Genomic DNA, 19,602 nt, shown 5'->3' with positions numbered 1-19,602 from the left:
CCGCGGCTGCCGGTGGCTACCGGCAGCCGGGCCTGCGTCATCGTCGGTGTACTTTCCTCCAAATACAGGGTTGGAGAAGCATGCAGCTTCAAATCAATGGCAAGACCCATGATGTCAATACTGACGCCGATACACCGTTGCTATGGGTGATTCGCGATGAACTCGGGTTGACGGGCACAAAGTATGGCTGTGGGCTCGCTCAGTGTGGCGCCTGTTCCGTCTTGGTGGACGGCGTTGCGATGCGTTCCTGTGTGACACCTGTCGAGGGCGTGGCAGACAGACAGATCACGACGATCGAGGCTATCGAAGACGACGAGATTGGTAAACGCGTGGTCGCAGCCTGGGTAAAGCATCAGGTGCCGCAATGCGGCTACTGCCAATCCGGTCAGGTGATGGCGGTCACGGCGCTGTTGAAGCAGACGGCCAACCCCACGGACGAGCAAATTGCGGCGGCGATGGTCAATCTTTGCCGTTGTGGCACGTACAACGCCATTAATGAGGCGGTGCATGATCTGGCGGGTAACCCGATGGCGCCAAGCGCGGCCGTGGTTGTCAAAGGGAGTGCATCATGACGATCGTGGCGGAGAAAAACTTCAATGGCGATGCGTTTCCTACACGGGAACCCACGAACATTTCTCGCCGTCGTTTTTTGCTGGCTTCGGCCGGCGCTACGGCGGGGGCACTCGTCATCGGGTTCGGCCTGCCAGTGCGTCCGGCTCGCGCCCAAGGTGCGCCTGCGGCTGTGCCGGGTACACAGGTGCCTGCGTTTCTGGAGATCCGGCCGGATAGCACGGTTCGTCTGCTGAGCCCGTTCATAGAAGGGGGGCAGGGAACGTTCACGGCGATGGCTCAGATTGTCGGCGAGGAACTCGATGCCGATCCCGCAGGCTTCCTGGTTGACAGCGCGCCGCCGGGGAAAGAATTTGTGGTGATGGCCAACGGCATGCGGATTACGGGCGGCAGCATGTCCGTCCGTTTCGGCTATCCCGCGATGCGTCGTCTAGGCGCGTTGGCGCGTGCGATGTTGCTGCAGGCGGGCGCGCAACGATTCGGGGTGCCGGTTGCTGATTTGACGACGGAGCCGGGGCGCGTCGTCCACCGCGCATCGGGCCGGTCATTGAGCTATGGGGAGCTCGCGGCGCAGGCTTTGGATCTGCCTGTCCCTGATCCCGATAGTGTGAAGCTGAAGGATCCCAGCCAGTTTCGCTGGATTGGCCAGCCCGTTCCTCGTGTGGACGCCTTCGATAAGTCGACAGGCAAGGTGATCTACGCTATTGATGTCCGTGTGGACGGCATGTTGCACGCAGCCGTGCAGCATGCCCCGCGGTTGGGGATGACCATCGGCGCCGTTCGCAACGAGGATCAGGTCAAGGCCATGAAAGGTGTGCATTCGGTGCATCATCTGCCCGGTGCCGTCGCTGTCGTGGCTGAGCGCTGGTGGCATGCCAAGCGTGCCGCCGAAGCGCTGCAGGTCGATTGGCTGGAGCCGGCGGCGGATTCGCCGTTGCGTATCATGCCGGCCGATTTTTCGACCGAGGCTTTTCGCGAGCGGCTGGCTAACGAGCCCGGGCAGGGCGACGAGGCCGAAAAGGAAGGTGATGCCGAGGCTGCGCTCAAGAGCGCACATACCGTTGTGAATGCGACCTATGCCAGTCAATATGTGAATCACGCACAGCTGGAGCCGCCGTCCGCGTTGGCTCGCTTTAACGACGATGGGTCGTTGGAGGTGTGGCTGCCGAATCAGGCACCGGACATGTTCCGCGCCGATATTGCCAAACGCGCCGGATTGGATCCCGAGAAAGTGGTTCTTCATTCGCCGATGCTGGGCGGGTTTTTTGGACGTCACTTCTTGTATGACTCGGCGAATCCCTATCCTCAGGCCATTCAATTGGCCAAGGCGACCGGACGGCCGATCAAATTGATCTGGAGCCGGGAAGAGGAATTCCTGCGCGATGTCTTGCGGCCTATGGCCGTGGCTCGCTTCCGCGGTGGGCTTGATGAAAGCGGCGTACCCGTTGCGCTCGACGTGGTGTCCGCGACCGAAGGCCCGACTGAGGGGATCAGTAATAAGCAGGGCGACAAAATCGATCCGACTGCTATCGAGGGATTGGCAGGGAAGGCCTATGCCATCCCCCACAGGAGGATTGCCCAGCTCTATGTGAAGACGCCCGCGATGCTCGGCTATTGGCGCTCGGTCGGCAACTCGATGAATGACTTTCTCTACGAGTCGTTCTTGGATGAGCTGGCTGACAAGGGTGGTCAGGATCCCTACGAATTGCGCATGCGGTTATTGAAAGGGAATGAGCGGCTCAGCAATCTCTTGCGTGCAGTAGGCGAGATGTCGGGTGGGTGGAAGCGAGGCCCATTTACTGCGGAGGACGGCACGCGCCGCGCGCGCGGCGTGGCGATGGCGTCGCCATTTGGATCTCATGCTGCTGTGATTGCCGAGGTGTCGATCGAGCGCGGCCAGGTCAAGGTGCACGATATCTGGGAGGCCATTGACCCAGGCAGTATCGTCAATCCCGCGATTGTGAAAGCACAGGTCCAGGGCGCAGTTGCGCTGGGGCTTTCTCAGGTTTTACTTGAGGAAACCGTTTACGAGAACGGCATCCCCGCGGCTCGCAACTATGACCTATATCCCATCCTGCCACCTGATCGTATGGCGCGTGTTCACGTGCGCGTGATCGAGAGCGGGGCGACGATGGGAGGGATAGGCGAGCCGCCGTTGCCGGCTGTGCCGCCTGCCGTCGCGAATGCTGTGTCTCACCTCACGGGCCAGCGCATTCGTACCATGCCGCTGTCGCGCTATCGCTTTGACGTGTAGCACCCGCCGTATCCTCGACATTGCGAAACCTATATGACAAGCAGTCTAAAGAAACGTGTCGCCATCTCGCTGTCGGCATGCCTGATCGCAGCAGCGGGTGTGCTTTGGTTCGTAACCCGCACACCCTCATCACCTTTTGACGGTGCGGCAAACCCATCGTCTGACTCCGCGCGATTGATTCAACATGGGGAGTACGTGGCGCGGCTCAGCGATTGTGTGGCATGTCACAGTACGCCCAGCAGCAAGCCATTTGCAGGGGGGCTGGAAATGGCCACCCCGATGGGCTCTATTTTTGCGACGAACATTACGCCCGACAAGGAAACCGGCATAGGCTCCTATAGTCTGGCGGATTTCGACAGGGCGTTGCGGCATGGTGTCGCGCCGGACGGCCGCCGGTTGTATCCGGCGATGCCTTACCCTTCCTATGCCAAGCTCAGTGACGACGATGTGCAGGCACTGTATGCCTATTTCATGCACGGAGTGCATCCCGTTGAACAAGAAAACAAACCCAGCGATATTCCTTGGCCCTTGAACATGCGTTGGCCTCTGGCGCTATGGAATGGGTTCTTCACGGAGTCAGGCGCCTATCAGGCAAAAGATTCCGAGGGCATGCTGTGGAATCGTGGCGCCTATATCGTGCAAGGCGCGGGCCATTGCGGCAGCTGCCATACGGCACGGGGATTCGCGATGAACGAAAAAGCGCTCGACGAGGGCAGCCCACATTATCTGGCCGGCGCGTTGCTGGATGGCTGGTACGCGCCTAGCTTGCGGTCGGATCCGAATACGGGAATTGGCCGCTGGACCGAGGATGACATCGTCCAGTTTCTGAAGACTGGACGCAATCAGCATGCGGTCGTGTTCGGTTCGATGGCCGAAGCCTTTAATAATTCGACGCAGTTCATGACAGATGACGACCTGAAAGCGGTGGCGCACTATCTGAAGTCGTTGCCTGGCGATCCTGAGCGTGACGGCGAACCGTGGCGGTACGATGCCGGCAGCAATGCGGCATTGGCGCTCGATCAGCGGCTGAAAGTGCCAGGCGCACAGACTTTCATGGCTAAGTGCAGCTCCTGCCATGGTGTGGACGGCCGCGGCCAGGGACAGTGGATACCTCCGTTGGCTGGGTCGTCGTCGTCCATGGCAAAAGAGAACGCGTCCTCGATCAATGTGACGTTGAACGGGTCGGCACGAGTCGTGGCAAACGGCGTGCCGGACGCTTATCGCATGCCGCCGTTCCGTGGGCAACTCTCCGATCAGGAGATCGCAGACGTCTTGAGTTTTATCCGTACGTCCTGGGGCAACCGTGGTGGTGCGGTGAAGCCCGAGGAAGTGAAACACCTGCGTGATCGCACGGACCCCGCGAGCAGCAACGTCATCGTTTTGCAGATGCGCTGATCAGAGAGCGAATGGCGTAACGCTAGCCTCGGCCCGATAGGTGTGACTTCAACGCCTCTCGAGCCCGTTGGCTGCTGATGGCGTCTACGCGATCAGCCAACACCTGGACCAACTGCTGCAATTGATCCGCTGTCAGACCCACGTTCGTGCTGATGCGGATGTGAGCCTGCAGTTGCGGTTCGACGCCGGACATGGCCGAGAGCATTGCGACCGTGGCCAGTTCGCGGTCTCTCCAATCCAAGTTGTCGCGTTCGAAGATGTCGCCAAATAAATGCGTCTTGAGGTATTCATCGACGGCGGGGGCGAAATCAAATAGTGCGCCTTTGACCGGTGCGCCCGACAATTTGGTTTGATTGGCGGTGCCAGCCTCCAGCAAGGCCTTGCCCGTTGGAATTGCTTGGCTGGGCTCCTGGCCTACCTCGTCCGTCAGGCCGCGTTGCTTGCGCGCTTGCAGCACTTTCATCAGCTCGCTCAGTGCATTGAGGCTGCGCGGAAAGCCGGCGTAGGCATAGAGCTGAGAGAGGATTTCCTTGTTGTCGTTGACAGTCAGGCCGGCATCCAGTCCCTGGTTTAACGCGTCGTTCAGTTTAGACAGGTCACCGGCGGCGGCGAATGCCGCTATGGGGACGATCGCCTGCTGACGAGCAGTCAGCGTTTGGGAAACACCAGATTCGTGAGTGGTACGAGTCATTGGCTTGGCCTGAGTCGTCGTGGTTACGATCTCGCTTGCAGCTGCGCTTTGAAGGGCCATCGCTAATACGCTGGCTACGACGGCGGCGCTGCGTGGTTTAGCGGGCGTTGTATTGTTCATCAGTGACTTTCTCCATCCAGTCTACGTTTTTGCCGTCTACGGTGCCGGTCACGGCCAAGTGGGTCATGGCGGTGTTGGGGGCGGCGCCATGCCAGTGTTTGACGCCTGGGGGACACCAGATCACGTCGCCAGGGCGAATGATTTGAACCGGCTTGCCCCATTCCTGGGTGAGTCCCACGCCGGATACCACGACGAGCTGTTGTCCAGCAGGATGGGTATGCCATGCCGATCGGGAGCCGGGCTCAAAAGTGACGAGCCCGCCTGAGGCGTTGAGGGTCTCGCGAGCGGGCCAGACTGGGTCAATGCGTGCCGGTCCCGTAAAGAAGGTTTCCGGCCCCGCAACAGACGCTTGATCGCCGGTACGCGTGATCTGCTGGGCGTTGCCGGGGGAGGCGGCCTCGGCAGCGCCGATCATCGCGGTTTGCAGATGGAAGGCGCAGCAGGCGAATTTTAGAAATGAGGATGCCATGATGTGTTCCTGTAGGCTGGCGGTCACTGGTGAGCGGCAAGATCTGAATAGCCCGTCCGCCGGCCAGGGCCGTTGCGAGAATTTGCCGTGCGCATTGTGCGGCGCAGCGGCCTGCAGGTAACTTTATGGGCTGACTCATTAGATGAGAAGACGGTAATATCGGCATGCTCTAGTGCAAAAAATTCACCAATGGCAAAAGAGAACCTCAATGACCTGCGGGCATTTTTGGTCGTGGCCCGCGAGCGCAGCTTTACGCGCGCAGCCGCGCAGCTCGGCCTGTCCAGGTCGGCGCTGAGCCACGCCATGTCTGCGCTGGAGGCGAGGCTGGGTGTCCGATTGTTGACGCGCACAACGCGCAGCGTATCGACGACCGAGGCAGGGGCTCGTCTATTGAGTACGATCGGTCCACGGCTGTCGGAAATCGACCAGGAGCTCGAGTCGCTGAGCGCCATGCGTGAAAAGCCGGCTGGCACCGTGCGTATTACCGCGCATGACCATGCGATCGTGACGGTGTTGTGGCCGCGTTTGCTGCCCCTGCTGCAGCAGTATCCCGACGTCAATATCGAGTTCAGCGTGGACTATGCTCTCACCGATATTGCGGCCGGCCGCTTTGATGCGGGCGTGCGCTCGGGTGACCGGGTCGACAAAGACATGATCGCCGTATGCATTGCGCCAGCGCTGCGCATGGCTATCGCGGCGTCGCCTGCCTATCTGGCCGGCAGGTCATTGCCTGCCGTTCCCGATGATCTGACCCGGCATCGATGCATCAACTTGCGTCTGCCTACTCATGGGGGTCTATATGCGTGGGATCTCGAAAAGGACGGCCGCGCAGTCAATGTGCGGGTGAACGGCCAGACCGTGTTCAACAACACGTTTTTGATGCTGCGCGCCGCGTTGGACGGCATGGGGTTGACCTATGTGCCCTACGATCTGGTGCAGCCCCATATCGAGCAGGGCCGCCTCGTACCGGTACTGCAGGACTGGTGGCCGTCGTTTCCCGGATATCACATCTACTATGCCAATCGGCGCCAGATTTCACCAGCATTGTCGCTGGTGATTGAGGCATTGCGTTATCGGCCGGAGTGAATGTGATGGTGATCGCGCGTATGGGTTCGTTGGGGTTTTACCGCGTTCCTCAACCAGCCGGTTGTTCCACTTTTTCTAGTGTTTCGACCATCTCGTGGTCCAGCGCGCCCTGAACCAGATCTTCAGTGACGCGCAATTCCACACCGACCGGTGACATCTGCGCTGCCGCAGTAAACGGCGCGATAGGTGCCGGCGCAGGGCGCGTTTTACGGCGCATGACGAAATAGGCGGTCAGCCCGATATTGAGCACCAGGAATGCCCAAAATAGACCGGGTGCGCCCATTTTTGTCATGACGGGCGAGATCAGCAGGGGGCTGATGGCGGACCCGAGCGAGTTGATCAGCAACAGGCCCTGGATCATGCGCACTAAGGCATCCGCCGGCGCCCGGTCAGCCGCATGGCTCACCGCTACTGGATAAATGGCGAATACACCACCACCCAGCAAGAACAACAGAATCATCAATAGCGATGATGAGTTGGGCAGCAACAGGATCGCCAGAGACAGTATGGCGCAAGCAGCGCTCAGCACGATAAGCGTGACCTGGCGGTCCTTGAGGTCAGACCAGCGGCCTACCGGGTATTGCAGCAGCATCGCGCCCAGAATGACGATACTCATCATCTTGCCGATTTCGTCGACATTGAGGTCGATGCGCTGCAGATAGAGCGGCAGCAGCGTGTAAATCGCTGCGATGGCGACGCCCGAGCCAAAGCAGCCCATGACGCCGGTGGGTGTCATGCGCAGCAGTTGCCTGGGAGATAGCGGTTCGACACGTTCGACCAGGGGGGATACGCGAGGAATCATCACCATGGGCAGCACCGAGAGCGAGGCCAGCATGCCTGCCACCATATAGGGAGCCATGGCTCCCCATTGTGTGATGGTGCCGAGCTCCAGTTGTCCCAACATCCCGGACCCGTATAGGGCGATCATGTATATCGCCAGCAGCCGGCCGCGTATTTTCGGGTCGCTGGCCAGCAGCAGCCAGCTTTCGACCACGAGATAGACGCCGACGCTGGCCCAGCCGTTGATCAATCGCAGGATGAACCACGCGGTGTGGTTGAAGATCAGGCCTTGTAACAGGACCGTCACGGCAATCAGCGATACGAAGCCGCTGTAGGCCCGGATGTGGCCGATGCGCACGATCAGGCGGTCGTGAAAAATCGCCCCGATCGTGAGGCCCACAAAGTAGGAGGAGGAAATGATCCCGATGACAGTGGCTGAAGCACCGGCGGCGTCCAGCTGTAACGTGGTCAATGAGGAAATAAACGCGTTGCCGATACAGACAACAAACAAACCCAAAATGGGAGCCAGCACCAGGGCCAGCAACTGCCGCGACATGATGTCCTCGTAAGAAGCGACTGAGTAAAACACCTCACCCTGTTGGGGAAGACTGGGCGTAGTGGGGGAAACAAGGGAGGTGTGCTTCGCGAGGGGTCCTGACGCCAGGTGATCGGCCCGGCGTGCGTAGTCTGCTGGCTCACACGGCCTGTCAAAACGACGGGGATTGTACTGCGGCGGTGAAACGGTTGAGGCAGGCATACTGCGGGATGATGGGTCATTACAACGCTCCGGGTATTCGCCTCGCATTACACGGAGCTCAGTACGGGGGCTTGCCTCATCTGGCACATGTTCAATATACTCCCCACTAGTATATTTTTATGGCCATTTTTCGCCATGCCGCATTCCCCTGACGAAAAAAAGCGCGTGCTCGCACGCGTGCGCCGTGTCCGTGGACAGTGCGATGCCCTGGAGCGAGCCCTCGAGGCAGGGGCGGATTGCGGCCCCGTGCTGCAGCAGATCGCCGCGATTCGCGGGGCGATCAACGGACTCATGTCAGAAGTCCTGGAGTCGCATATTCGCGAGGGCTTTAGCCAGCCGTCCGAATCCGAGGCCCAATACGACCAACGCGTACAAGAGCTCTTGACTCTGGTCCGCACTTACCTGAAATAATCAATGCGTCAGCCAGACTGACGCAGTTTGCCTTTTCTCTTTACGGAGCTACCCATGAAATCACGTGCCGCCGTCGCTTTTGCCGCAGGCCAACCCCTGCAGATCGTCGAGCTCGATGTCGAACCTCCCCGTAAAGGAGAAGTGCTCATCAAGATTACGCATACCGGTGTTTGCCACACCGACGCCTTTACGCTGTCTGGCGAGGATCCCGAGGGTTTGTTCCCGGTCGTCCTGGGCCACGAGGGCGCGGGTGTCGTGGTCGAGGTGGGCGAGGGCGTCACCAGCGTCAAGCCAGGTGACCATGTCATTCCGCTCTATACCGCCGAATGCGGCGAGTGCCTGTTCTGCAAGTCGGGCAAGACCAATTTGTGTGTGGCCGTACGCGCCACGCAAGGCAAGGGCGTGATGCCCGATGGGACGACGCGTTTTTCGTACAACGGCCAACCCGTCTATCACTACATGGGCTGCTCGACGTTCAGCGAATACACGGTGGTGGCCGAGGTGTCGCTGGCCAAGATCAATCCCGACGCCAATCCGGAACATGTTTGTCTGCTGGGTTGCGGCGTGACCACGGGTATCGGCGCTGTGCACAATACCGCCAAAGTCCAAGAGGGCGATTCGGTCGCGGTATTTGGCCTGGGTGGTATCGGGCTGGCCGTGATTCAGGGGGCGCGTCAGGCCAAGGCAGGCCGTATCATCGCCGTCGATACGAACCCCGATAAATTCGGTCTGGCGAAGGTCTTCGGTGCGACTGATTGCTTGAACCCGAAGGACTTTGACAAGCCTATCCAGGAAGTCATTGTCGGCATGACCGGCTGGGGCGTGGATCATTCGTTCGAATGTATCGGCAACGTCAATGTCATGCGTGCCGCGCTCGAGTCCGCGCATCGTGGTTGGGGGCAGTCGGTGGTGATCGGGGTGGCTGGCGCCGGCCAGGAAATCTCGACGCGTCCGTTCCAGTTGGTGACGGGGCGCCGTTGGCTAGGTACTGCATTTGGTGGCGTGAAGGGGCGTACGCAATTACCGGGCATGGTCGAAGACGCGATGTCGGGCAAGATCGAGCTGGCGCCGTTTGTGACGCATACCATGGAGTTGGACGAGATCAATAGTGCGTTTGATTTGATGCACGAAGGCAAGTCGATTCGTAGCGTCGTGCACTACTAAGCCGACAAGAAAAGGCAGGCATTCGACTGAGTGAGCGAGTACCTGCCTATTTGCGATCCGGCGCCGCCGATGTAGTCATTCTGCAGGCTGCGATATTTTTGCATGTACGGTCGCTCCCAATGCTGCGCCATGTATCGCGAGATGTCCTCCTAGTTGCATGCTTTGCAACAGCTCGGCGCGGGTCAGTCCAAGCGCCAGTCCCTGGTTTATCAATGCGCGCACGGATGCCATATCACCGTGAGTAAAACACGCATGTAGAGCAAGGCGTACCAAGAGGCGTTCGGAATCGCTCAATCCTTTCTCGGGCAGTCCACCTTCTGCAAAATCCAGCAATACCGATACGTACCCCGGGTCTTGGCTGGCCAGGCGTCGTAGGCGCTTCGCCTGCTCGGGCCATTGTTTCTCGATGCGAACGCATAACGGGTCACCGTCGGGCAACGCAGGCAGAGGGGCTGCCTCATGCAGCAGGTCGGCTGCGTGCAGAATGGCGCTGACGCCCTGCAATGTCACCTGGTGCAGTACGTCGAAGATATCCGCCTCGCTCGCGCCGGCTTGCTGGGCGAGACGCATGTGAGTGGCCAGGCCTGGCTCGTATAGGTGGGTCGCTGACGCGTCCAGCGCCACGTAGATCAACTCGACCATGCGTGCGGACAGGGGGCCGGTCTGTGCCGGATAACCCGCGTATTCGGCGTAGTGAACCAGAAACGCCGGATTGGCTTGCAATAGGCTCTCTGTCCATGGGCGCCAATAACCCCGGAGCGCGATAAACCGTGACTTGATGGCCTCCAGGTCGTTCATGGTGCGCACAGTGTTTGTCCTGTCAGATATTGCGCTTTGGGGCCGGCGATAAAGTGCAGCAGCGGCGTCAATGTTCCGGGTGTACTGCGCTGCGTGATTGTTACGGCATTAATGCGCCGCCCAGAGGGACCCCATTCGCTGGCCAGAGTGGATACCAGCATTCGCGTTGACGCGAGATCGCCGGCGTGTTCCCAATCGTCACTTTCTTCGCTGGGCAATAACAGTGTCAGGCTGCCCGGCCGGTCGAGATCGAAGCGACGGGCAGCATCGAATGCTGCGTTCAGACGCTGCCCTGCCGGGCTGACCAGAATGGTTGCGTCAACGGTGGCAGGGTAGCCGTGAGCTAACGGGTCGCTATGCAGGCCGTTCCATTCTCCCTGCATGCTCAAGGACAGGGGCAGATCCGCCGGGATCAGGGCACGATGGGCGGGGGTATATGCCTGACTGCCTCCAAACACTGACGACCCGCCGTCCATGGAAAGAATGCCTCCCGAAATCGGGGCAGCCTGAGGACTGGCAAGAAATGCTAATGCGTAGGCCATTTCTTCGGGCTCCGCCATGCGTCCCAAAGGGATTTTCGATATGGCCTTTGCGGGATCGAGGCGTCCGGAAGCGATCAGTGCATCGACTAGTTCGGTACGCACGAATCCGGGGCACAGAACGCTGACGCAATACTCCGGATGCGCTTTAGCCAGAGCCTGAGTCTGTGCGATCAGGCCTGCTTTGCTCGGACTATAGGCGCCACGCCAAGGAATCGCATGCAGGCCGGCGCCTGAAGCGACGTTGACGATACGTGCCCCTTTGGCGAGCTGCCCTTGCAGAGCACGGACCAGGAGAGCGGGGGCGTGAAGGTTCAGCGCCAATAATTGCTGCCAATTGGCGGGATCCTGGTCAACGATCGGAAGATTGCTGCGATCGGTCATCCCCGCGTTATTGATGATGGCATCCAGCGTTGGCAACAGATGAGCCAACGCCTGGATTTGGTCTGCCTGAGTCAGATCGGCCGTCAATGCGAGATGAGGGCCGCCGGCAACAGCCGGCAGCGCATCACGTAGCGCTTCTATCGCCGCGGTGTTGTGATCCACGAGCGCGCACCGTATCCCGTTGCGGGCTAGTTCATGCGCCGTGACGCGGCCGATACCGCTGCCTGCGCCCGTCAGCAAATAGGCGCCCATGTCAGAGCGTCGTGAACGTAATGCCGCCGTCTACCACCAAGGCTTGGGCAGTGATGAAACGGGCCTCATCACTTGCCAGAAACACGATACCGCTGGCGATATCTTCAACGGTGCCCAAACGCCCGAGCGGGGTGCTGGCAACACGTTTCGCGTCGCGTTCCTCGTTGCGATTGCGCTGTGTACCTTCAGTGGGAACAGCCGACGGGCAAACGGCGTTGACGCGAATGCCTCGGCCGCCCAGCTCGGCGGCGGCTGCACGGGTAATACCCAGGATGCCGGATTTGATGCCCGAGTAGACCACGGAGAGCGGCGCCGATTTCAGGGCCGCTGTGGAAGCCACGTTGACGATGGCGCCGCCACGCTCGGGGTCCATGACTTCGGTGGCCGCCTGGATGCCCCAGATCACTGCCTTGAAGCCGATATCCAGCATCCGGTCCACCGTTTCCGTCATGATGTCCGGCACGCCCTGGTAGCGGACCCATGCGGCATTGTTGACCAGGATATCAAAGCGAGAGCCGTGTTCCGCAGCCATTCGTACTGCCTGGGTGATGCCTTCGCGCGAGGCCACGTTTTGCACGACAGGAAAAACTTTCCCTCCCTCAGCGGAAATGTCTGCTACTGCAGCGGCGACCAATTCCTCTTTCAGGTCATTGATCCCGACGAGGGCGCCGCGTGCTGCGAGCAAACGCGCAGTTGCGCGGCCTATACCGGCGCCTGCACCGGTGACGAGCGCAACGCGCCCAGCCAGATCTTGTTGCATGATGTCTTCCTATACAGATTGTATGTATGCCCGGCCGTTCTCCTGTGCCAGGCTGTCGAATGCTGCGCTGAGCTTGCGTACCGCTCGCAATGCACGGTGCAGCGGCAGTTCCCAGGTGAAGCCCATTCCACCGTGCAGATGGATCGCTTTTTCGATGACGAATACAGCGTTGGCAATGGCGCCGGCGAGAGCAGGACGCGTGTCGCGCGCCTGGCCGAACTCATCGCTATGGATGGTGCGGCGAACGGCAGCGCTCGATACTTCTTGCAAGAGCCGCATGCGCGCCAGCAAATGCCGCACAGCTTGTTTGGCTGACAAGGGGCGTCCGAATTGCACGCGCGTTGCCATGTAGTTGGCCGTCTCTTGCAGTGCGCCTTCTGCCGCGCCATTGGCGAATTCGGCCAACAAGATATGAGCCTGACGTTGTAATACCGACCAGGATTCCGAATCAAGGCGTGCCAGTACTCGTGCGTCTTGCGTTGCAATCCACGTCTGCGGATGATCCGGATCCAGCGTGGCCTGCTCCTCGCGCGACAGACCTTCGATGTCGATCAGCACCGCGCCGTTGTCATCAGCCACGAGTGCCCAGTCCGCATTGCCGTGATCGATACGAATCCATGCGTCATTCATAGTGCCTTGCCAGGCGATCGTCCCAATGCGCTCGCCAGCGGCCAGCGCCTGTCCTTCGGCGGAGTTGGCAAGCGTATGACCAAGCAGAATCTGCTCTGGCAGGGGAAATGGCAGACGAAGCCGGCCCGCGGCATGCACGATGGGTAATGCAAAGCTTATATCTAATCCCAGGCCTCCGTCGGCCTCAGCCGCCATCACGCCACACAGGCCGGCTTGGGCCAGAGTCTCTGCAGTTTTGCGCAGGTCCTGGTGGCTGAGGGCATCGGTGATCGCCGCATCGGCCGCTTGTGCGAATTCTTCTGGTTGCAGGTCTTCCATAGTCATGCCAAGTCCTTGGGCAGATTCATGACGCGCTGTGCAATCACGTCCAATTGCACCTCTGTCGTGCCGGCGTAGATCGTTTCGGCACGAGAGAAGAGATAAGCTTGGGTAAAGGCTTTTTGCGCCCGGCGAGCCAGTGGACTGGATTGCGGGCCGATTTGAGAAACCAGCGACAGGGCGAAACTGGCAAAGGCCTGATGGCATTCCGACCAATACAGCTTGGTCAGTGAGCCGCGCGCGCCGATGGATTCGCCTTTCGACAGACGGTCCACCGTGACCTCGACCAGTCCTTTCATCCCATCGATCTCAGCGATCAAATCGCCGACGCGGCGTTGAACGTAGCCATCGTCCAATACCCGGGATAAGCGAGCGTCGGATTTGCATGCTGCGATCAATTGGCGCAGTTCGCATTCGAATCGCCATGGACGGTACATGCGATTGGTGGCGCGTTCAATCGACAGCACACGAATGGCGGCGCTCCAGCCTTCATCGGGCGAACCGAGGCGAGCACTGTCGGGAACGACGACATCGTCGAAGAAAACTTCGGCGAACGATTCTTTACCATCAATGGACTTGATGGGCACGACGCGAATGCCCGGGGTATTCATGGGAACGGCAAACATCAAGAGGCCGCGATGCTTGTCCGCCACGGTGCCGGTGCGGGTCAGCAACAGGCAGTAGTGGGCCTTGGCCGCGCCGCTGGTCCAGATCTTCTGGCCGTTGATGCGCCAATGGTCGCCTTCCTGGACGGCTTTCGTGCGCAGGCGCGCCAGATCCGATCCGGCATCCGGTTCGGAGAACCCTTGGCACCAGTACTCGCGCATAGCCAGAATGGCGGGCAGGAAACTTTGTTTTTGCGATTCGGTGCCCACCGTCATGATGATAGGACCGGCCAGTTCTTTACCGATAGAGCTGACGCTCTCCGGCATGGGCAGGGCGCCGATCTCTTTATTGACAGCGAGGTGTTCGCGCAATGTCAGGCCGTGGCCGCCATAGGCTTTGGGCCACGTCATGCCGGCCAGGCCGGCTTGGTACATGGCGGCTTCCCACTCGCTGCTTTCAGCGAGCGTGGCGGCTCGCCAGTTCAGACTGTCGTTACGCATGAAGTCGGGAAGGTTTTTTCCCAGCCACTCGCGCGCGTGTCGGCGGTAAATATCTGGCCCAGCGGAGGGATCCGGCACAGCCACGTGTTGGTCAAGATGCATGCTATTCCTCAGCGAGCAGATGCAGAAACAGGGATCATCAACGCGTCGAGCACCACTGTGCCCTGGCCCTGCGGGCGGACCAGAATTGGGTTCATATCGATCTCCGCGATATCGTCGCGATGCCGATAGGCATATTCCGATAACCGCGCCACCGTGCGCGCTGCCGCAGCTATATCGGCTTTGGCTTGCCCGCGCGCCCCATCCAGCAGCGGGAACATCTTCAGTGAACGAATCATGTCCGCGGCTTCGTCTTCGCTGACCGGTGCGGCCTGCAACGCGACGTCTTTCAGGACCTCCGCGTAAATACCGCCCATACCGACCATGACCACTGGGCCAAAGACAGCGTCCTGAGAGATGCCTGCGATCAGCTCCGTTCCGCCCTGGACCATTGGCGCAACCAGTATGCCCTCGATACGGGCGTTAGGCACATGCTCGCTGACGCTATGGAGAATATTGGCGTACGCCGTTCGGACTGCTTCTGCATCACGCAGATGTAGTACAACTCCGCCGACTTCGGTTTTATGTGCGATGTCTTCCGAGACAATCTTCAACACAACGGGATAACTGGTCGATTCGGCAGCGCGGACTGCGTCCTCGGCGGAGGTGACGATGGTTTCGCTGGGAACGTCGATGCCAATCGCTGCGAGTGCTTGTTTGGCGTGATACTCACTGCGAAATACGGCGGGGTCGACCGGGTCGGCAGCCGATCGCGCCGGGATGTGGATCGGTGCATGCGCGAGCTGCCCCAGTTTCACCAACCCGGCCAGCCCGCTGGCCGCCGCGTCTATCGAAGGGAACACGGGGATGCCCAACGCATTGATCTGTTCCACCGCCTCGGCCGGGCCTTGGCTGATGATCATCAGCAGCCGGTCGGGATGACTGAGGCGTACTTGCGTGAGGGCTTCCAGGTAGACGCCTCGCAGCCGCTTGTTGTAGAGCGAGAGCGACAGCAGCAGCACCAGCGTGCTTTCAGCAGGATCCTCTAACAGGGCAGTCAACATCTTCAGCAGGATGTCGGGGCGGGCCGACATTTGCGCCGACGCATCGACAGGGTTGCCTGTGCTGGCTGTTGGTACGGCTTCGCGGATCCGTGATTTCGTCGAGTCTGCCAGTGCCGGCAATTGCAGGCCGGCTTCGCTCATGGCATCGGCCATCATGATGCCAAAGCCTCCCGAGGCGGCCACGAGTGTCACGCCGTTTGTCTGGGGCAGCCGGTTGGGCATCAAGAGCGACGCGGCATGACCGATGTCTATCAAGGCTTCGACCGAGCGGACGCGCAGTACGCCCTGACGGCGGAACACCGCGTCGAATACGGCGTCTGAGCTGGTCAGTGCGCCAGTGTGCGAGGCGGCGGCAGCCTGGCCTGCTGCGGTTGAGCCGATTTTCAATACGATCACGAGCTTGCCGCGTTCGCGGGCGATACGCAAGGCTTCAATCAAGCGATCGGCGTGGCGGCATGTTTCCATGCAGCACAGGATGATGCGCGTGCCGTCATGCTCGGCCAGCGCCGCAATCCCGTCTGCGACATCGACGTCTGCTTCGTTGCCCGTCGCGATAAAGCGGCTGACGCCCAAGCCGCGGCGGGCCACGCTTTGCATGGTGTAGCTGCCGACATTCCCTGATTGCGAAACAATGCCCACCTGTCCGACAGGAGGCATGTTTTCTTCCAGGGCAATCGAAAAGGACCCAATCAGCTTGTCGGCCACATTGACCGCACCCAGGCAGTTCGGCCCGAGAACACGCATGTTGTATTCCTGGGCGATTGCGATCAGTTCTGCCTGCAGCGCCGCGCCTTCGGCGCCCGCTTCGGTGAACCCTGACGACAATACGATGGCTGCTTTGACGCCGCGTTCACCGCATTCACGTAACGCAGCTGGCGTCGCTCCTGCAGGCACAGCCAGGATGGTCAGATCAGGTGCTGCAGGCGTTGCCAACACAGACTGGTATGCCGGCAATCCCTGAATCGTTCCTCCCTTGGGATTGATGGGATAGATGGGACCGGCATAACCGTATTTGATGAGCATGCTGACGGGGCGGCCGCCGATCTTGGTAGGATCATCCGATGCGCCCACAATGGCAATGCCCTGGGCTTCAAAGAACGGCACCAGACCCAGTCCTGGCCGTTGGGATGGTTGCAGCATGTTCAGCGCCCCTTGAACTGCGGCTGGCGCTTTTCCAGGAAAGCCATGCGGGCTTCCTTGGCGTCCTCGGTCTTGGCCAGCGCCATGGTGAAATCTTGTTCGAAACGATACGCGTCGCGCTGCGGCATGAGATCGACCATATTGGCTGCGCGTTTTGCGTAGACGACTGCCAATGGGGCTTTCGACGCTATTTCGTGAGCCAAGGCCAACGCTGCGGGCAACAGCTCATCGGGGGGGAGGACGTCTTCGAGGACATTGCGGTTCAATAAATCTTGAGCGCTGAGCCGCTGGCCGGTAAAGAACATTCTGCGCAGAGTCGAGCGGCCGAACAGCGTGCGCAACATGGACGCGCCGCCTGCCAATCCAACGTTAATCTCGGGCATGCCGAACGTGGCATTGTCGGATGCGTACATGATGTCGCACGCTGCCATCAAACCCAGCCCTGCGCCCAACGCGGTACCATTCACTGCCGCAATGACGGGCTTGGTGCACTCGCGAATCGCATTTCCGGTCTCACGAGTGATGCGATTGTGTTCCAGAAAGTCGCCAGCGATATCAGCGCTGGGGCGATCTTTCAGATCGGCGCCTGCGCAAAATACTTTGCCTGCGCCGGTCAGTACGGCGCAGCGGATGTCTTCGCGCTCTGAGATCTCATCGAAAATCGCGACGATACGGCGACGCATGTCGCGGTTCAATGCGTTGACCGGGGCACGATTCAGCGTGACGAGCGCTACCCCTTCGTTGACTTCAAGTGTGACGGATGTATCGCTCAATTTTGCGCTCCTGGTCTGAGGAGAACGCATGGCGAATCGCTTGGATCGGGAATACGCAGCATGAGGTCTCCTTATTCGAAATCACATGAGCTGCCAGGCTACGCGTCGGGCCAGCAGCGCTTTTTTTTGATTATATGGACGTGATTTGCGCAGATTTACATCGGAAAGGTTGGTTGTGTTCTGCGCAAAAGTGGCATATTCCCGCGCGCTCGCAGCCGATACGATATGCGCTCCGAAGCCCCTTCAAGGCCGTTCGAAATGGAGACAGACAAGCAGATGCAGATCACGCGCGTTGGACAATGTCGGGCCGCTCTGGGGGAGTGCCCAGTCTGGGACGCGGAAAACGATCGATTGTGGATGGCGGATTGCCGCAAGGGGTGGATTCACAGTGTCGATGTGCAGACTGGGGCAATGGAAACCTACGAATTGCCCGCTCCCATCGGGTCTTTCGCGCTCAATGCGGCGGATGAACTCGTCGTGGCACTGAAATCGGAGTTCGGGCTGTATCGATTGGCTGACCGGCGTTTGCGGATACTCGGTCATATCGGGGACAGTCATCCCAACCTGCGGCTCAATGATGGGGTGCCGCTGCCTGACGGCAGTTTTGTTGCCGGCACTATGCATATATTCCGGCAGCCAGGCGAGGAACCCTTAGGCGGATTGTTTCATGTGAGCAGACAGGGACAGTTGACGCGCCTGGCGCGAGAGTTCGGCGTAGTCAACGGGCCGGTGGTCCATCCGCTGTTGCCATTGTTTTTTGTGGCTGATAGCAGTCAGCGAAAGATCTACCGCTACAACATTGGGCACAACGCCGCTCTGAGCGATCGCCGTGTCTTTGTCGATACGGACGGCTTGGGGACGGCTCCAGACGGCTGTTGTTTCGATAGTAGCGGAGGGCTATGGACCGCTTTGGTTCACATAGGCGCCATTGCACGCTTTGACGCGGCAGGCGTGCTGACCGATCGTATCGATCTGCCAGTCAAGCATCCCGCTTCGCTATGTTTTGGTGGCCCCGACTTGGCAGATATTTTTGTCACGACAATCAGTGACAGTGGCCGTCTGAAAGCGGACGGCATGCTCGATGGTGCGTTGATACGCGTCCAGGGCAGCGGCTACCGCGGCGCGCCGCGGCCGCGGTGTTCTATCGGGATCTAGTCGCCATCTGCCGCTATGGATTTACCGTAGGCGGTAAATCGAAGCTCGTCTCCCGAGACATGAGAGGCCACAAAGTCCAGGAATAGCCGTATTTTGGCGGGAATCATCGCCGTGTCCAGTATGGTCGCGTACATGCCTTCTTCGAAGGTCGTGTTCGTCACACGGTAGTCCGGATACAGCCGGATCAGTGTGCCGCGCTCAATATCATGGTGCACGGTGTAGTCGTCGAGCAAGGCTATGCCCTCGCCAAGGCGGGCTAATTCCAATAGCGCCACGCCGTTATTGGTGACGTGCCGGGGTTTGATGAGGACCTCTTCAATGGCGTCAGCCTGCTTGAATCGCCAGTGATATTGATCACCGGGTAACAGATAAGCGAGGCAGTCATGCTCGGCGATATCGGCGGGCTGCTTGGGCAACGCGCGTTTGGCCAGATAGGCTGGAGACGCCACGAGATAACGTTCGCTTTTGAACAAAATGCGCCGTTTCAGACTCGCCTCTACAGGGGGCGAGATCCGAAAGTCTATGTCGAAATTGTTTCGTCTGAGGTCTGTTTTGGCTTCGGAGAGGACGAGCTCGATATGGATGTCGGGATACTTTTGCCGAAATGCCGCGACCAATGGTGGCAGCACGCCCAAACCGAACATCATTCTGGAGTGCACGCGCAGGATGCCCTTGGGCGCAGCGCGGATTTCCGTGATGTTTCGGTGGGCCTGGTCTATGTTCCAGAGGATGCCTTCCAGCTCGCGCGCGTATTCCTGGCCGGCTTCGGTCAGCACGACCTGGCGAGTGGAGCGCAGCAACAGTTTGACGTTCAGTTCACTTTCAAAATCCGTGATCATGCGAGAAACGGAGGTGGCCGAGACACCAAACTGCCGCGCGGTTTCAGAGAAGCTCTCTGTTTTTGAAATGGATAAAAAAAGCTCCATAGCGCGCAATCTGTCCATCAT

General features: G+C 59.7%; 18 protein-coding genes. 7 read left to right on the top strand and 11 right to left on the bottom strand.

Translation table 11 applies throughout. The features are described 5' to 3' along the window. Positions 1–80: 80 nt before the first annotated feature. The 3 genes from ACYVI2_RS25285 to ACYVI2_RS25275 are packed head-to-tail and all read left to right on the top strand — an operon-like array spanning position 81 to position 4,219. Positions 81–572 (top strand): (2Fe-2S)-binding protein, encoded by a 492-nt coding sequence (locus ACYVI2_RS25285; protein WP_415817679.1) that lies wholly within the window; start codon positions 81–83, stop codon positions 570–572. Beyond that, a complete protein-coding gene (locus tag ACYVI2_RS25280) occupies positions 569–2,824 on the top strand; it encodes a xanthine dehydrogenase family protein molybdopterin-binding subunit (protein ID WP_415817681.1) in 2,256 nt (751 codons plus the stop codon). Before ACYVI2_RS25285 ends, ACYVI2_RS25280 begins: the two co-directional genes overlap by 4 nt. 33 nt (positions 2,825–2,857) lie before the next feature. Next, a complete protein-coding gene (locus ACYVI2_RS25275; protein ID WP_415817683.1) occupies positions 2,858–4,219 on the top strand; it encodes a c-type cytochrome in 1,362 nt (453 codons plus the stop codon). A 22-nt stretch (positions 4,220–4,241) separates the two neighbouring features. Here the strand turns inward: ACYVI2_RS25275 and ACYVI2_RS25270 are convergent, their stop codons facing one another. Both ACYVI2_RS25270 and ACYVI2_RS25265 read right to left on the bottom strand, forming a co-directional pair. After that, the gene (locus ACYVI2_RS25270) at positions 4,242–4,910 is read right to left on the bottom strand and encodes a carboxymuconolactone decarboxylase family protein (RefSeq protein ID WP_415817685.1); all 669 of its coding nucleotides are present in this window, start codon (positions 4,908–4,910) and stop codon (positions 4,242–4,244) included. A gap of 97 nt (positions 4,911–5,007) precedes the next feature. Next, positions 5,008–5,499 carry a (R)-mandelonitrile lyase gene (locus ACYVI2_RS25265; protein WP_415817687.1) on the bottom strand — a complete coding sequence of 164 codons (492 nt, stop codon included), beginning with the start codon at positions 5,497–5,499 and terminating at the stop codon, positions 5,008–5,010. Between the two features lie 189 nt (positions 5,500–5,688). Between ACYVI2_RS25265 and ACYVI2_RS25260 the strand changes: the two genes are divergently transcribed. Beyond that, the gene (locus tag ACYVI2_RS25260; RefSeq protein WP_415817689.1) at positions 5,689–6,585 is read left to right on the top strand and encodes a LysR family transcriptional regulator; all 897 of its coding nucleotides are present in this window, start codon (positions 5,689–5,691) and stop codon (positions 6,583–6,585) included. Between the two features lie 49 nt (positions 6,586–6,634). Here ACYVI2_RS25260 and ACYVI2_RS25255 read toward each other — a convergent pair whose 3' ends face one another. Further along, entirely contained in the window at positions 6,635–7,921 is a 1,287-nt protein-coding gene (locus tag ACYVI2_RS25255; RefSeq protein ID WP_415817691.1) for an MFS transporter, read from the bottom strand. Positions 7,922–8,257: 336 nt separating this feature from the next. Here ACYVI2_RS25255 and frmR point away from each other — a divergent pair, with 336 nt between their 5' ends. After that, the gene (frmR, locus tag ACYVI2_RS25250; RefSeq protein WP_094822875.1) at positions 8,258–8,533 is read left to right on the top strand and encodes a formaldehyde-responsive transcriptional repressor FrmR; all 276 of its coding nucleotides are present in this window, start codon (positions 8,258–8,260) and stop codon (positions 8,531–8,533) included. Between the two features lie 54 nt (positions 8,534–8,587). Continuing rightward, positions 8,588–9,697 (top strand): S-(hydroxymethyl)glutathione dehydrogenase/class III alcohol dehydrogenase, encoded by a 1,110-nt coding sequence (locus tag ACYVI2_RS25245; protein WP_415817694.1) that lies wholly within the window; start codon positions 8,588–8,590, stop codon positions 9,695–9,697. 75 nt (positions 9,698–9,772) lie between these two features. Here the strand turns inward: ACYVI2_RS25245 and ACYVI2_RS25240 are convergent, their stop codons facing one another. Genes ACYVI2_RS25240 through ACYVI2_RS25210 form a run of 7 tightly spaced genes read right to left on the bottom strand, consistent with a single transcriptional unit; the run spans position 9,773 to position 17,500 of the window. Further along, positions 9,773–10,495 carry a carboxymuconolactone decarboxylase family protein gene (locus ACYVI2_RS25240; RefSeq protein WP_415817766.1) on the bottom strand — a complete coding sequence of 241 codons (723 nt, stop codon included), beginning with the start codon at positions 10,493–10,495 and terminating at the stop codon, positions 9,773–9,775. Continuing rightward, a complete protein-coding gene (locus ACYVI2_RS25235; protein WP_415817696.1) occupies positions 10,492–11,670 on the bottom strand; it encodes an SDR family NAD(P)-dependent oxidoreductase in 1,179 nt (392 codons plus the stop codon). The genes ACYVI2_RS25240 and ACYVI2_RS25235 overlap by 4 nt, the downstream gene beginning before the upstream one ends. A 1-nt stretch (position 11,671) precedes the next feature. Beyond that, complete coding sequence (locus ACYVI2_RS25230; RefSeq protein WP_415817698.1) at positions 11,672–12,430, bottom strand: SDR family NAD(P)-dependent oxidoreductase; 759 nt, start codon at positions 12,428–12,430, stop codon at positions 11,672–11,674. A 9-nt stretch (positions 12,431–12,439) separates the two neighbouring features. Continuing rightward, entirely contained in the window at positions 12,440–13,384 is a 945-nt protein-coding gene (locus ACYVI2_RS25225; RefSeq protein ID WP_415817700.1) for an acyl-CoA dehydrogenase family protein, read from the bottom strand. After that, positions 13,381–14,586, bottom strand: coding sequence for an acyl-CoA dehydrogenase family protein (locus ACYVI2_RS25220; RefSeq protein ID WP_415817702.1), 1,206 nt, complete (start codon positions 14,584–14,586; stop codon positions 13,381–13,383). Before ACYVI2_RS25220 ends, ACYVI2_RS25225 begins: the two co-directional genes overlap by 4 nt. An 8-nt stretch (positions 14,587–14,594) precedes the next feature. Next, positions 14,595–16,727 carry an acetate--CoA ligase family protein gene (locus ACYVI2_RS25215; protein ID WP_415817704.1) on the bottom strand — a complete coding sequence of 711 codons (2,133 nt, stop codon included), beginning with the start codon at positions 16,725–16,727 and terminating at the stop codon, positions 14,595–14,597. 2 nt (positions 16,728–16,729) lie between these two features. Then, entirely contained in the window at positions 16,730–17,500 is a 771-nt protein-coding gene (locus ACYVI2_RS25210; protein ID WP_415817706.1) for an enoyl-CoA hydratase/isomerase family protein, read from the bottom strand. Positions 17,501–17,725: 225 nt separating this feature from the next. Here ACYVI2_RS25210 and ACYVI2_RS25205 point away from each other — a divergent pair, with 225 nt between their 5' ends. Further along, complete coding sequence (locus ACYVI2_RS25205) at positions 17,726–18,655, top strand: SMP-30/gluconolactonase/LRE family protein (protein ID WP_460490369.1); 930 nt, start codon at positions 17,726–17,728, stop codon at positions 18,653–18,655. On the opposite strand, the gene ACYVI2_RS25200 is transcribed toward ACYVI2_RS25205, so the two are convergent. After that, positions 18,652–19,599, bottom strand: coding sequence for a LysR family transcriptional regulator (locus ACYVI2_RS25200; RefSeq protein ID WP_415817770.1), 948 nt, complete (start codon positions 19,597–19,599; stop codon positions 18,652–18,654). The genes ACYVI2_RS25205 and ACYVI2_RS25200 overlap by 4 nt on opposite strands. Positions 19,600–19,602: the final 3 nt, after the last annotated feature.

This window comes from Bordetella tumbae (assembly GCF_054780995.1).
This window is presented reverse-complemented; position numbering and strand designations above follow the sequence as displayed.